The 13316-nt window shown below is 71.3% G+C and carries 14 protein-coding genes and 1 tRNA gene; 6 read left to right on the top strand and 9 right to left on the bottom strand.

Annotated elements, in window-relative coordinates:
- Positions 1-223: 223 nt before the first annotated feature.
- A complete protein-coding gene (locus AB0L29_RS24380; protein WP_365829870.1) occupies positions 224-1003 on the bottom strand; it encodes a DUF881 domain-containing protein in 780 nt (259 codons plus the stop codon).
- A 141-nt stretch (positions 1004-1144) separates the two neighbouring features.
- Here AB0L29_RS24380 and crgA point away from each other — a divergent pair, with 141 nt between their 5' ends.
- Entirely contained in the window at positions 1145-1399 is a 255-nt protein-coding gene (gene crgA, locus AB0L29_RS24375; protein WP_365829869.1) for a cell division protein CrgA, read from the top strand.
- Between the two features lie 256 nt (positions 1400-1655).
- On the opposite strand, the gene AB0L29_RS24370 is transcribed toward crgA, so the two are convergent.
- Positions 1656-2540, bottom strand: coding sequence for a rhomboid family intramembrane serine protease (locus AB0L29_RS24370; RefSeq protein WP_365829868.1), 885 nt, complete (start codon positions 2538-2540; stop codon positions 1656-1658).
- Positions 2541-2688: 148 nt separating this feature from the next.
- Positions 2689-3222 (bottom strand): peptidylprolyl isomerase, encoded by a 534-nt coding sequence (locus AB0L29_RS24365; RefSeq protein ID WP_365829867.1) that lies wholly within the window; start codon positions 3220-3222, stop codon positions 2689-2691.
- A gap of 373 nt (positions 3223-3595) precedes the next feature.
- On the opposite strand from AB0L29_RS24365, the gene AB0L29_RS24360 reads away from it, so the two are divergent.
- Together AB0L29_RS24360 and AB0L29_RS24355 are read left to right on the top strand one after the other, a co-directional pair.
- Positions 3596-4297, top strand: a complete 702-nt coding sequence (locus AB0L29_RS24360; RefSeq protein WP_365829866.1) for a DUF5324 family protein — start codon at positions 3596-3598, stop codon at positions 4295-4297.
- A 265-nt stretch (positions 4298-4562) separates the two neighbouring features.
- On the top strand, positions 4563-4925 hold the full coding sequence (locus AB0L29_RS24355; protein ID WP_365829865.1) for a metalloregulator ArsR/SmtB family transcription factor: 363 nt from the start codon (positions 4563-4565) through the stop codon (positions 4923-4925).
- Between the two features lie 67 nt (positions 4926-4992).
- Here AB0L29_RS24355 and AB0L29_RS24350 read toward each other — a convergent pair.
- Positions 4993-5065: transfer RNA gene (locus AB0L29_RS24350), tRNA-Ala, on the bottom strand.
- Positions 5066-5247: 182 nt separating this feature from the next.
- On the opposite strand from AB0L29_RS24350, the gene AB0L29_RS24345 reads away from it, so the two are divergent.
- Together AB0L29_RS24345 and AB0L29_RS24340 are read left to right on the top strand one after the other, a co-directional pair.
- Positions 5248-5796 (top strand): DNA-binding protein, encoded by a 549-nt coding sequence (locus AB0L29_RS24345; protein WP_365829864.1) that lies wholly within the window; start codon positions 5248-5250, stop codon positions 5794-5796.
- Positions 5797-6034: 238 nt separating this feature from the next.
- Complete coding sequence (locus AB0L29_RS24340; RefSeq protein ID WP_365829863.1) at positions 6035-7711, top strand: protein kinase; 1677 nt, start codon at positions 6035-6037, stop codon at positions 7709-7711.
- A 64-nt stretch (positions 7712-7775) separates the two neighbouring features.
- Here the strand turns inward: AB0L29_RS24340 and AB0L29_RS24335 are convergent, their stop codons facing one another.
- Positions 7776-9068: a hypothetical protein gene (locus AB0L29_RS24335; RefSeq protein WP_365829862.1), complete on the bottom strand. Its 1293-nt coding sequence runs from the start codon at positions 9066-9068 to the stop codon at positions 7776-7778.
- Positions 9069-9353: 285 nt separating this feature from the next.
- Positions 9354-9482: a DLW-39 family protein gene (locus AB0L29_RS24330; RefSeq protein WP_003999697.1), complete on the bottom strand. Its 129-nt coding sequence runs from the start codon at positions 9480-9482 to the stop codon at positions 9354-9356.
- Between the two features lie 336 nt (positions 9483-9818).
- Between AB0L29_RS24330 and AB0L29_RS24325 the strand changes: the two genes are divergently transcribed.
- Complete coding sequence (locus AB0L29_RS24325) at positions 9819-10214, top strand: DUF6344 domain-containing protein (RefSeq protein WP_365829861.1); 396 nt, start codon at positions 9819-9821, stop codon at positions 10212-10214.
- Between the two features lie 576 nt (positions 10215-10790).
- Here the strand turns inward: AB0L29_RS24325 and AB0L29_RS24320 are convergent.
- From AB0L29_RS24320 to AB0L29_RS24310, 3 genes are all read right to left on the bottom strand, one after another.
- Positions 10791-11213: a DUF6578 domain-containing protein gene (locus AB0L29_RS24320; RefSeq protein WP_365829860.1), complete on the bottom strand. Its 423-nt coding sequence runs from the start codon at positions 11211-11213 to the stop codon at positions 10791-10793.
- 525 nt (positions 11214-11738) lie between these two features.
- Positions 11739-12404: a YdcF family protein gene (locus AB0L29_RS24315; RefSeq protein WP_365829859.1), complete on the bottom strand. Its 666-nt coding sequence runs from the start codon at positions 12402-12404 to the stop codon at positions 11739-11741.
- The gene (locus AB0L29_RS24310; protein ID WP_365829858.1) at positions 12401-13195 is read right to left on the bottom strand and encodes a GntR family transcriptional regulator; all 795 of its coding nucleotides are present in this window, start codon (positions 13193-13195) and stop codon (positions 12401-12403) included. The genes AB0L29_RS24315 and AB0L29_RS24310 overlap by 4 nt, the downstream gene beginning before the upstream one ends.
- Positions 13196-13316: the final 121 nt, after the last annotated feature.

The raw sequence follows: 13316 nt of genomic DNA, 5'->3' as shown, positions 1-13316 counted from the left end.
CGGGCACCCGCCGCAGCAGCCGCAGGGCGGAGGCGTACAACACGGGCACGGCCAGCGATCGGGTAAGCCGGGCGGACGCCCGGCCGGTGACCGTGTCCCCGTTCCGGTCCGCACCCGGCCGGCGTCGCGGAGCGGCCCGGACGCGTACACCCCGACTTACGCGGCACGGGGCCGATCATCTCGATCACACGAGGCAGGGCCTGCCGGCGTGCGGCCGGACGTGCTACTCGGCGGGCTTCGCGTGGTGCAGGTCGACCGTGCCCGAGTAGCCCGGCAGCGTCACCGTCCCGTTGTCCTCGACCTTCCAGCCGAGCCCGTAGACGTTGACGTACACCATGTAGTTCTGGATCGCCGGCGAGGCCGTGAGCGCCCGCCTGAGCTTCCCGGGATCGCCGACCGCCGTGATCTTGTACGGCGGCGAGTAGACGCGGCCCTGCAGGATGAGGGTGTTGCCCACGCAGCGCACCGCGCTGGTGGAGATCAGCCGCTGGTCCATGACCTTGATGCCCTGGGCGCCGCCCTGCCACAGCGCGTTGACCACGGCCTGGAGGTCCTGCTGGTGGATGACGAGGTAGTCGGGCTGCGGCTCGGGATAGCCGGGGAGCCTGGCGGTGGCGTCGGGCGGGGCGTCGTCGAGCGTGACCGTGATGGCCTCGCCCGTCAGCTTCTGCGTGCCCGCGCGCTTCTCCAGGTCCGCGAGCCGGTCGTCCTCGGCCTTGGTGCTGCCGTCGTCGCGTTCGGCGAGCGTCTCGACGTCCTCGCGCAGGGCCGCGTTGGACTCCTCCAGCTCGCCGTTCTCGCGGCTGCGCTCGTGGATGAGGTCGGACAGCTTCAGCAAGGAGGCGTCCGTGCGGATGTCGGTGCCCCTGGCCGTGTTGAAGCTGGTGAAGAAGAGGAGGCCGGCGAGGGCGAAGACGCCCGCGGTGAGCACCCGCACGGGCCGGACACGGCGTCGGCGGGCAGGGGTGGAACCCGTCCCGGGGAAGTCGGCAGAATTGCTCAACGTACCCTTATCTCCTTCGGCGCCACGGAAGCACTACGCTAACGGACGCCCGGGGGAGCACTAAGAGTCCCCTTGTACGCTGCCCCGAGCCCGACCCAGTTCCCTGCGCGGTCACGCAGCGCATCGACAGGAGAGACCCTCGTGCCGAAGTCACGTATCCGCAAGAAGGCCGACTACACGCCGCCCGCGGCGAAGCAGGCGACCGCCCTGAAGCTGAACAGCCGCGCCTGGGTCGCGCCCGTCATGCTGGCCCTGTTCCTCATCGGCCTGGCATGGATCGTCGTGTTCTACGTCACCGACGGCTCGCTGCCCGTCGACGCGCTGGGCAACTGGAACATCGTGGTGGGCTTCGGCTTCATCGCCGCCGGGTTCGGCGTCTCCACCCAGTGGAAGTAGGGCTCGCCCCGAGGTGAACGCAGCTTTGCCCAGAGCTGCGCACCGGGTTATCCACAGCAGTTTTCCACATGGGGAAAAGAAATGATGATCTGTGGATAACCATCGGCCGCCGACACCGGCACGACGGAGACCCGGGCAATCGAAAATATGTTCGCCCCCTGCTCTGACCTGCACCAATACGGCTCAGTGACGAGGGGCACACCGGTTCCGACACCGTGTGCACCAGATCCGGCACACGCTGTGGACAACCGGGTGCTCAGGTGAGCTGAGCCGTTCTCACCACGGTCACGAGGACGATCACGGCCAGGACCAGGGCGCAGGTGCCGTACTGGATCAGTGCCCGCCGCTCGCGCGGGGCGTGGACCATCGCGTAGCCGACGACGACGCCGGCGACGAGACCGCCGATGTGGGCCTGCCAGGAGATGTTGAAGCCCGGGCTGAAGGTGAAGACCAGGTTGATCACCAGCAGCGCGATGATCGGCCGCATGTCGTCGTTGAGCCGTCGCACCAGCACGGCGGTGGCGCCGAACAGGCCGAAGATGGCACCGGAGGCCCCCAGCGTGGCCGTCGTCGGAGAGGCCAGCAGATAGGCCAGCGCGCTGCCCGCCAGGCCGGAGACGAGGTAGAGCGCGAGATAGCGGGCCCGGCCCAGAACCGCTTCGAGGGGACCGCCGAGCCACCACAGGCTCAGCATGTTGAACCCGATGTGCCAGGGCGCGTCGTGCGTGAACACCGAGGTCACCATGCGGTACCACTCGCCCCCCGCGACGCCCTCGGTGGGCATGAAGGGCGCCGGCGGCCACGCGCTGACGAGGTAGAGGTCGCCCAGAAGCGGGCGCTGGACCTGAACGGCGATGAACACCGCCAGGTTGACCACCAGGAGGATCTTGGTCACCAGACGGGGATCGGCGGTGACGGCACCGCCTGCGAGGGTGCGGGGCACGGCGGCACCCGGCGCGTGCCCGGTGCCGCCGCGGACACATTCAGGGCACTGGAAGCCGACGGAGGCGTCGACCATGCACTCGGGGCAGATCGGCCGCTCGCAGCGGGTGCAGCGGACGCCCGTCTCGCGGTCCGGGTGGCGGTAGCAGGCGGGGACGCTGTGGGCGTTCTGCGGGCTGCCGGCAGCCTGGTCGTCCATGGGATCCCCTCGGTCGTGGTGGGCGGGGCGCCGCGTGCAACGCGCGGGCACCGTACACGGGAAACGCACCGCCCCGCCCATCCTTACGGACGAGCGGGGCGTTTGGTTCCCTCTGCGGGTTGTCGCGCTCGGCCCGGTGGGTCGTCGCTCAGCCCTTCCGGGTCTCGATCTCGACCGTCTCGATGACGACGTCGTTGACCGGGCGGTCGGTGCGCGGGTTGGTCTGGGTGCTCGCGATCGAGTCCACGACCTTCTGGCTGGCCGCGTCGGTGACCTCACCGAAAATGGTGTGCTTGCGGTTCAACCACGCCGTCGGGGAGACGGTGATGAAGAACTGCGAGCCGTTCGTGCCGGGGCCGGCGTTGGCCATCGCCAGCAGGTAGGGCTTGTCGAAGCGCAGGTCCGGGTGGAACTCGTCCTCGAACTGGTAGCCGGGACCGCCGGTGCCGTTGCCCAGCGGGTCACCGCCCTGGATCATGAAGCCGCTGATCACCCGGTGGAAGACCGTACCGTCGTAGAGCTTGTCGGTGGACTTCTGGCCGGTCGCCGGGTGGGTCCACTCCCGCTCGCCCTTGGCGAGCTCGACGAAGTTCTTGACCGTGATCGGCGCGTGGTCCGGGAAGAGCCGGACCTCGATGTCGCCGTGGTTGGTCTTCAGGGTGGCGTAGAGCTGCTCAGCCACGATCTGCCTTCCGTTGTCTTTCCGTGACTCCCTGATCCTCGCACGGACCGGCCCCCGCGTCGCCCGGCCTCCGTTCACCTGCGCACAACCGGGCCGGACGGGTGCGCACAACCGGTCGAGCGGGCCCGGACGGGAGCGCCGGGCGTCGATCCGTGGCATTGTCGACGACAAGTTCCCGTTGCCACGTATTCATCCGCTCTCGTACACGATCCGCTCTCCCCCGGCTCCTGATCCGCATGCGGTCGAGGAGGTTCCGGGGCCGGATTCCGTGACCCGGATGCCCGCCCGTACATGCCGGGTGGTGTACCGGCAGGCATGATCCGTAAAAGGGTGGAAAGTCGAAATACCGTACGCCACCGAGGAGGAGGAACCCGTGACCCGCATCGACAGCGTGCGCGCCGCGACCGGTTCGGCGAAGGACAGCGTGCTGCACGCCGCGGAAGTGGTGGCGCCCTACGCCGACACGGCCAAGGAAAGGGCCGCGCACTACGCGCACGAGGCACGCGTACGGCTGGCGCCCATGGTGACGCAGGCCGCCGGGCAGGCCCGCGTCCAGTACGGCACCCATGTGCAGCCTTACCTGGAACAGGCACGGGCGCACGTGCCGCCGAAGGTCGACCAGGCCGCCCAGGAAGCCGCCGTCCGCACCCGCAAGGCCGCCCGGCTGGCGGCCGAGTACTCCAAGCCGAAGCTGGAGCAGGCGGTGGCCGCGGCCGGTCCCGTCAGGGACGAGGCCACCGCACGGAGCGTGGCCGCGCTGGCCGCGCTGCGCGGCCAGGTCACGCCGAAGGAGATCCAGAAGCTGGTCCGCAAGCACGAGCGGCGGGCGAAGGCCGGCCGGACCACGAAGAAGCTGCTGGTGCTCGGCCTCGTCGCGGGTGGCGCCGTCGCCGCCTGGAAGTGGTGGGACAAGCAGGCCAACCCCGACTGGCTGGTCGAGCCGCCGGCGGCGACGGAGGTGCCGGAGTCCGGCCAGCTGTCGTCCGTGGACGGCAGCGGCCAGGCCGGGCTGGACCCCGAGGTCGAGGCGAAGGAGGCCGAGGAGGAGGCCGCCAAGCGCGACGAGCGCCCCTGACGGCCGCTTCCTCACCACCGCACGGCGGGACGGGAGACCGAAGTCTCCCGGCCCGCCGTGCGGCGCGTGCCCGGTCACCGTGCCGTTTCACGTGAAACGCCCCCGGAGGAGGGATTCCGGGGCGGGGCCGCCGGGGCCACCAAGGTCGCCGAGGTCGCCGGGGTCGCCGGACGGCGTCCGGGCGCCTTCCCCCGGCCCGGTCGGATACATCGCCTATCCTCGATGGACCAGCACCGGAACCGCATACGCCCCGGAAGGCCGGCCCATGACGACACAGGACAGGCCCGCGGCCGACGGGCTCGAGCCCCTGCTCGACCCCCTCAAGGCACTCGCCAACCCCGTACGGCTCCAGGTGCTCCAGTGGCTGCGCGAGCCCGAGCTCCACTTCCCCGTCGACGCGGCCGTCACCGACCCGCGTGCCGTGGGCGTCTGCGTCAGCCACATCCAGGCCAAGACGGGCCTCGCCCAGTCCACCGTCTCCGCCTACATGGCCACGCTCGAACGCGCGGGCCTGGTCCGCTCCACCCGCGTCGGCAAGTGGACCCACTACCGCCGCGACGAGGAACGCATCAGCCGCCTCGTCGCGGATCTGGAGCGCGGCATCGGGGGCCCCGGCACCTTTGCGTGACCGGTGCGGACAGCGGCGCAAAAGACCCCTCCAGCCACGTTTCCGCAGGTGAAGGGGTCACATTGGGTGGAGCCTAGGGGAGTCGAACCCCTGACATCTGCCATGCAAAGACAGCGCTCTACCAACTGAGCTAAGGCCCCGGGAGAGGAACGTCCGCCCGGAAGAGCCGCATCCCGGCGGGCGCCGGAGAACAGAGTACCGGGTCACCCCCGGGATTCCGCAAAAAGATTGGGGGTCCCGGTCACCGACCACTCTCCGTAAGATGCTCCGCGTGGTTCGCTACAGCGAACCACCGTACTCGGGGAAGCGATGGGGAGACGCAATGGACGCCGCACAGCAGGAAGCCACCGCAAGAGCGCGGGAACTGCAGCGGAACTGGTACGGGGAGCCGTTGGGGGCGCTGTTCCGTAAGCTCATAGACGACCTCGGTCTCAACCAGGCTCGTCTCGCGGGGGTGCTGGGGCTGTCCGCACCGATGCTGTCGCAGCTGATGAGCGGCCAGCGGGCGAAGATCGGCAATCCGGCCGTGGTGCAGCGGGTGCAGCTGCTGCAGGACCTGGCCGCGCAGGTCGCGGACGGCAGCGTCAGCGCCGCCGAGGCGACCGAGCGCATGGAGGAGATCAAGAAGTCGCAGGGGGGCTCGGTGCTCAGCAACACCACGCACACGACGAGCAGTTCGGGCGCCCCCACCGTCAAGCGGGTGGTCCGCGAGATCCAGTCGCTGCTGCGCTCGGTGGCGGCCGCGGGCGACATCATCGAGGCCGCGGACACCCTCGCCCCCACCCACCCCGAACTGGCGGAGTTCCTCCGGGTGTACGGCGCCGGCCGCACCTCGGACGCCGTCGCGCACTACCAGTCCCACCAGAACTGATCGCACCACCCGGTCGCCGGAGGGGGCCCGGCCGCCGGGTGCGGACGTGACGTGCGGGAACCGCGCCGCCGTCCGGGGGCGGACACGAGGGGGAGTACCCGGGCACCGGGGCGGACCGACGCCGGGGGAGGCGTCCGGCACCCGGGACGGATCGGCGTCGGGGAGGCGCGAGGGGAGTCGTCCCGCTCGTCCGGGGGAAGCAACGGGGGGACCGCAGGGGGAGGAGCGACGCACAGCCATGGGTGAGGTCTTCGCCGGCCGGTACGAACTGGTCGACCCGATCGGACGCGGAGGCGTCGGCGCCGTCTGGCGCACCTGGGACCACCGCCGCCGCCGCTACGTGGCCGCCAAGGTCCTGCTGCAGAGCGACGCCCACTCGCTGCTGCGCTTCGTCCGCGAACAGGCCCTGCGCATCGACCACCCCCATGTGCTCGCCCCCACCAGCTGGGCCGCCGACGACGACAAGGTCCTGTTCACCATGGACCTGGTCAGAGGCGGCTCGCTGGTGCACCTGGTGGGGGACTACGGCCCCCTGCCGCCGGCCTTCGTCTGCACCCTGCTCGACCAGCTCCTGTCGGGGCTGGCCGCGGTGCACGCGGAGGGCGTCGTGCACCGCGACGTCAAGCCCGCCAACGTGCTGCTGGAGGCCACCGGTACGGGCCGGCCGCGGCTGCGGCTGTCCGACTTCGGCATCGCGATGCGGCTGGGCGAGCCCCGCCTGACGGAGACCAACCTCGTGGTGGGGACACCGGGCTACCTCGCGCCCGAGCAGATGATGGGCGCGGAGCCGGACTTCCCCGCCGACCTGTTCGCCGTGGGGCTGGTCGCGCTGTACCTGCTGGAGGGCGCCAAGCCGGACAGCAAGGCACTCGTCCAGCACTTCGCCGAGCACGGGACACCAGGGGCGCCCAAGGGCGTTCCCGAGCCGCTGTGGCAGGTCGTGGCCTCGCTGCTGCAGCCGGACCCGCAGGCGCGGTTCCGCACGGCGACGGGGGCGCGCAAGGCGCTCGCCGCGGCCGCGGAACTCCTGCCGGAGCCCGGCCCCGACGACGAGCTGATCGAGATCTTCGACCAACTCGGACCGCTTCCACCGGGGTTCGGCCCCGAGGGCCCGCTGAAGCCGGCGCGGGGACTGGACCCGAGAGCGGCTTCCGCCGGAGCCGGAACCGGTTCCGGGGCTACGCGGGCATCGGCTGCCTCCGCGGTCCCACAGGTGTCCGGTGCCTCGTCGGCATCCGACGGTTCGCAGGTGTCCGGTGCCTCGTCGGCATCCGACGGTTCGCAGGTGTCCGACGTCTCCGTGTCCTCCCCGCCCCCGAAAAGCCCGGCCGAGGACATACCCTCCCGGGTCGGCGAGGAGCCCGTGCCGTCCCCGTCCAGCACGGGCGCAAAGGACTCGGGGCCGTCGGCGGGGGCGGACGCGCCGGTGTCCGCGCAGGGCCCCGCCTCCGGCACCGGCCCGTCGGCCACACCGCCCGTCCCCGTGCCCCCGCCGTCCGCCATGTCGGACACCGGCAGCTTCCACCTGCCGCCGCCACCGGCACACCAGGCCCCCTCGCAACCCCCGCCCCCGTCCCAGCCCCAGCCCTCGCGAAACGCGGAGCACCACCCCGCCCCCGCCTCCCCCTTCGACCCCACCCATCACCTGCGCTCCCCCGAACCGCACCGGCATCCGTATCCGCCGGCCCACCCCGGCCAGGCCCCGTACCCGGCGCCGCAGCGGCGCGCCGACGCCTCCACCGCTTCGTACACCGCCCAGGTTCCGCGGGTGCCGCCCCCCGCGCAGGCGGTCGCGCGGCACCGCGCGGACCGGCGCCGGCGCCGCCCCGGCCCGCCGGCCAGGGTGGCGGTCCCGGTGCTGCTGCTGGCCCTGGCCTGCTACGCCGTGGGCTTCTGGGCGCTGACCCGTCTCTGAACCGCCGGCACCGGAGCCGCCGGCACCGGAACCACCGGACGCCGGCCCCGCGCGGCAGCGGACCTCACGACGAGGCCCCGCGCCGGGCCACCGCCGTCCACACCCCGAGCCCCACGAGCAGCACGCTCCCGGTGCCGATGCCGCCGAAGGCGAGCGCCCTCATCGCGGTGTCGCTCCCGGCGGACGCGCCCTCGGCCGCCGCCTCCCGGTCCCGTCCGGTGACCTCGAAGACGTCCCGCGGCACGGACTCCCCCGCGTATCCGGGCCCGGCCTGCGGCGTGCCGCTCACCCGCACGCGCAGCGTCAGCTCGAGCGGCCCGTCCCCGAAGGTGCCGGCCACCTTCTGCGCGAGGTGGGCGACGAGGTAGTAGGAGCCGGCGAACCGCATCGCGCGGACCTTGCCGGCGGCGGCGTAACGGTTGGCGTACCCGGCCGGCGGCAGGGGAGGGAGGCTGCCCGACTTCTGCCTGCCGTCGTAGCCGATGTCCACGTCCTCGACACGCCCGCGTGCGGGGTTGTGGAGGGAGAGGTCCAGGGCGCCGGCGACGAACCCGGTGGCGTCCGGCCCCGGGCCGCTCAACTCGGCGGTGACGTACAGCTGCTGGCCCCAGTCGACCGGCACCTTGTAGAAGAGCGTCCGGCCGGGGCGGATGTCGTCCTGCCAGATCCCCTGGCCGAGGGGGGTCGCCCGGGAGAAGCCCGCGCCGCCCCGGCGGCGTCCCGCCTCGCCGCTCAAGGGCCGGGGCGAGGCGGAGTTCCACGCCTCGGGTGCGGCGGACGCGCCGGCCCTCTCCAGGCGCGGCTCGGTCACGGCGGCGAGTTCCAGGTCCCAGGCCTGCGGCGCGGGACCCTCACCGGCGCGTCCGACGCGCTCGACGGACACGTAGTACGTACCGGCCCGCTGGCACAGGCTCCTGGCGGGCGAGATCTCCCGCGCACCCCACGCCGTGACCGGGCGCGGACTGCCGTCGGCGCCGAACCGCTCGGTCGCGAGGGGGGAGCAGGAACGGCCGTCGTCGTTCCGTACGGACACCCTGATGCCGTCGATGGCGGAGACCGCGCTGCCGGGGGGCGGGACGGCGGTGGCGGAGACGTACGCGTTGGTGGTGCCGTCGAGTTCGAGGCGGTAGAAGGCCTTGCCGCTCCTCGGGAGGGAGCTTCGGTAGACCGTGCCGGGCTCCAGCCGCACGGCACCCGCGGTGCTGTCCGCGCCGTCGATCCGCTCGGCGTCCTCGGCGAAGGCGTAGGAGGCCGGCGCCGCCGACGCCACGGCCGCTCCGGCGGCCCGGGCACCCTGCGCGGGCAGTCCGGCGACCGCGCCCAGCAGCGCGGCCACGGCCCCCAGACGCACGGCCACCGGCGCACGGCCGCGCCATGTCCCCACGCGCCACCACGCCGTACACCGCCGTCCTCCCACGCGCCACCCCTCGCCGCCGTCCGGACCGTCGAACCGTGGCCCATCCTGCCCCGCCGGAGGCCGCCCCGTCCCCGTCATCGCCGTGATCCGTGCGACCGCCCGACACGCCCGGACCGTCCCCCGCCCGGACGCGCCGTGCCCGTACGGCCCGCGCCTTCTGCCCCGTGACACACGAAACCCCGACCGCGACGCGGCCGGGGTCTGCTCAGAATCGGATCTGGTTACTCACGAACCCGTGGGCACGGAGTCGGTCGCCTCCGTCCACAGATCCTGCTCGGCGCGATCCGCCTGGATCTGGCGGTACACGAGGAGTCCGCCGATGGCGGCCAGTGCGACCAGGAGAAGCTTCTTCACCGCGCGACCTCGTCTTTCCTTGACGTAGGGGACCTCTGGCGCCCGACTATACACACCGACCGATATCGATCGGTGACCTGCGTCGGCCCTCACCTCCCGTCCGGCGGACCGCGGCGGGAACGGAACGTGCCGCCCCGACCGGAGGGTGATCACCTCGCGACGGAGGGCGACTATGACCCTCCTCCTCCCGCCTCATCACTTTTCTTCCGGTTTACACCCATCCGAGTGGTGTTCATCTGAACATCGACGCGCCATGGGCGTCGGTCCACCACTTCCCGCCCTCCATACACATCATGAGGAAAGTACGCAAATCGCCCAACCCGAAAGTGAGGGGCCATGGCCCGCACCAAGGTCATGAAGCTGTGGACCGCCATCGTCACCGCCTTCCTCGCGCTGTGCACCGCGCTCGGACTGATCACCACGTCGGCCTCCGCGGCCGTACCGCAGACCGGGACGGCCCGCAACAGCGACAGCACCCCGCGCATGACGGCTCCGGCGACGCCCCTCTGGTCCTGGTCACGTGCCAGGGCCCTGCCCCCCACGATGAAACAGCGCATCCACGCCGAGGCCCACGGCACCTCCCCCAGCTGCCGCCACCGCTCCCCGGCGGACGTGACCGAGGCCGCCGCCCCGGACACCGCCCCGTGCGACCCCGCGGCACCCCCGTCCGGCCCGTCGGACGCGTCGGACACGTCCGGCTCCCCCACGCACGCCGCACCCCTGCAGCGCTGACGGCGGGGGGCGCCGACAGCGCGCGGCCCCTTCACCCCTTCGCCCCTTCTCCCCCGTCATCACCTCGTCACGGCGAACTTGCGTACAGCACCGCCCACAGACCCCGAAGGCCCGGCCGCTCGACAGAGCCGCCGGGCCTTCGCCGTGCCGGACGCCCCGCCGGCGCGCTCGCCGTCCCGGCCCCTGGGGCCGGTCCCGGACACGTCGGGGTCGGCCGATCCCCGCCGGGGGCGTCGTGAAGCCCGTTCCCCGCTCCTGGGCCCCCGGTTCCCGCAGCCGGCCCGGGAGAGGCGCCCGGCGGTGCCCCGTCCCGGCTTGAGCCTCCGGCTCCCCCTCGGCCCCGCCGACCGCGCCGGTACGGTCCCGGACGGCTGATGCCGGCCGTGAACGCCGAAGACCCCCGGTCCTGATCGACCGGGGGTCTTCGTGCTGGTGGGGCTAACAGGATTTGAACCTGTGGCCTCATCCTTATCAGGTCGATCGAGTGGACCTCTCGACCCTGATGAGCATCCCTCAACCCTGGTCCTGCTGCCGCTAGGGTTCGGCGTTGATCGGCGACGTACGCCCGTGTTGGTGTCAGCCGCTGATGTCAGACGACCTAGGCGCCCTTGACAGTTCGGTCCGCTCGGCCGTCACCAGGTATCCAGCGAACTCGACGTGCGGGCGAGTCGCAGCCCATCCGTCAGCTTCTTGGACCGGCACCACTTCCGCTGTGCCTGGCACCGGATGCCGCACGTTCGACGTGCTGCCTGAGGGGACTTCGTACCGGCAGTGCACTTCTGCGATAGTCAGCACCCTCAACCGGGTCGGAGCGTGCTCACCTTCCCGGCCATGATGCTCCTCACAAAAGTCGATCTCTGCAGCACGATCGCTACCAACAAGGTCGGCGTAGTCCTCGGGGTCGACCTCCAGCAGGTGCCACGAGACGACATCTCCCGGCGCGAAGCTCTCCCCGCAGCACTGGATCTGCCAGTCATCGACCCAAATCGTCAACGTCATGCCCTCATTGTTCGGAGTGTGTCCCGCGCTCACCAGGAGTTTTGCCCGTCACCTCCGCGCAGACCTCAACCCACCACTCTCCCCAGCTCCCATCCCGTCCGCCGTCGACCCACACACCGTGGAGCAGGCGTGGTCCATGGCGTCCAGGTGGAGCGCGCCACTGTACGAACGACCTGGACGCCATGGGCCGCGTCTGCTCGGCTTCGCCTGGGTCGACGGTGGACGGGATGGGAGCCCCCGCGCACGCCACAACGGACCCGCAGCCGGAAGCGGCGCCCCCTCCATCCCGGTGCCGGCCGATCCCCCGCCGGAGGCACTGTCTTGACCGTAGCCGCACTCTGCGGTGATCGACTCATGGCCACCGGCCCTACCCACACGTGGGCGCGCGTTGGCGCAGCGTGCGCGGAGCGGGCCGAAGGCAGGAGCGCAGCGCGCAGCGGAGCCGGGAGCGCGCCCGGCGGAGCGGAGCGCAGCCGGGGCTTGATGAGGTAGAGAAACCTGTAACAGCTCTTGCTCTTGCCCGGGTCAAGCCGAAGGCGCGTCGGTGGTCAGGAGTCGGCTCGTGAATCCGGCTTGGCGCAGGCGCTCGTATGCCTCGCGCACGTCGGCGGGTACCGGTTGGCTGATCATGAATCCCTGCTCGGGGTAGATCATCAGTCGTTGAAGCGCACCGACCAGCATGTCGATCACCAGACGGGCGTCACCGATGGAGTCGACGTACTGGTCGAGCGTCATAGGAGTGGAAGCGCTGACGACCTCGACTTCGGGCCAGAGCTTGCGCGCGGTGGCATACGCCCGCCGCTCCTCATACGGCTTGCTGATCAGGAGTACCGAGGACACCTCGATCCCCCTCTCTTCCAACAGCTCTCGCGAGAAGCGGATGTTCTCGCCCGTGTTGCGGGCTCGCGGCTCCACGAGAACGGCCGTACTGGGGACGCCGAGCTCCAGTGCCCGTTCCCGGTAGTGGACGGCTTCACCGCGGGGCATGCGCTCCCGCGTCGTAGGGCTGGTGGCACCGGTGAACAGGAGCAGCGGGGCCATGCCGCGCTTGTACAGGTCCACTGCCGTGTCGGCCACGCCCAGGTCGTGGCTGCCGAGTCCGATGGCAACCGAGCACGGCCGAGGTGAGTGGCCCATCTGGTGGTACTCCCACACGCGCCGGGCGTCTGCCCAATCCTGCGTCGAGATCACTGCTGACCTTCCCTGTCCTTCGCCGAGTCGGGCACCTTGAAGTCGTACTCCCATGCGAAGCGCGATGCCGCGTGTACCCCGATGGCGAACTCCACGACGGTGCCGTCGGCCGTGTAGGTCGTCCGATGCAGCTCGACGACCGGTTCGCCCGGCGGCAGCTGGAGCTGCTTCACCTCGTCCGGTGTGGCGGCACGGGCGAACAGTCGCTCCTTCATGTGATCGATCTCGTAACCCGCGTCGTACAGCACGCGAAATCCACCGCCGCGGCCGGCGGGCCCCGGCGTGGGGTCCACCAGTCGCGTACCTTCCACGTGCTCGGGCCGGTAGTAGCTGGTCAGCGTGTGGGTCGGCTGGTCCCCTTCCTTGACTAGTCGCGCGCGGGCGTAGACCTCGGCGCCTTCCGGTAGCCCGTGTGCGGCTGCCGCCTCCGGTGGCGCCACGACGCGACTGACCGTCTGGGTCTGCTCGTTCCGGCGGTACCCCCGCCCCGAAGCCACGCGGTCCGCGATGAAGGCGACCTCGTCGCCGTCCCGCCACTTGGCCTTGTCGTACCGGGCGATGCCCAAGCGCTTGAGGGGGACTTGCTGGCGCACGACCGTGCCGTGGCCGCGCGACGAGGTGACCAGACCTTCGGCTTCCAGCGCCTTGTAGGCGGCATGCACGGTGGCCTTGGAGCCTTCGCCTGCCTCGACAAGCTCTCTGATGTGCGGCAGTCGCTGGCCGGGGGCGTAATCACCCCTTCTGATCTGCTCGGCCAGCTTGTCTGCCAGCTCCCGCCACTTGGGCGCCATCTCGAACCCCTCTCGACAAGGTCCAGTGAAACATAGTCCTAGGACTGTTGACAGTCCTAGGACTGCGGTGCACTATCTCTCTCAGCGATTCGCAGTCCTAGGACAGCGGGCATTACGCGGC

It is taken from the genome of Streptomyces sp. NPDC052701, assembly GCF_040678355.1.
Lineage (GTDB): Bacteria > Actinomycetota > Actinomycetes > Streptomycetales > Streptomycetaceae > Streptomyces.
This window is presented reverse-complemented; position numbering and strand designations above follow the sequence as displayed.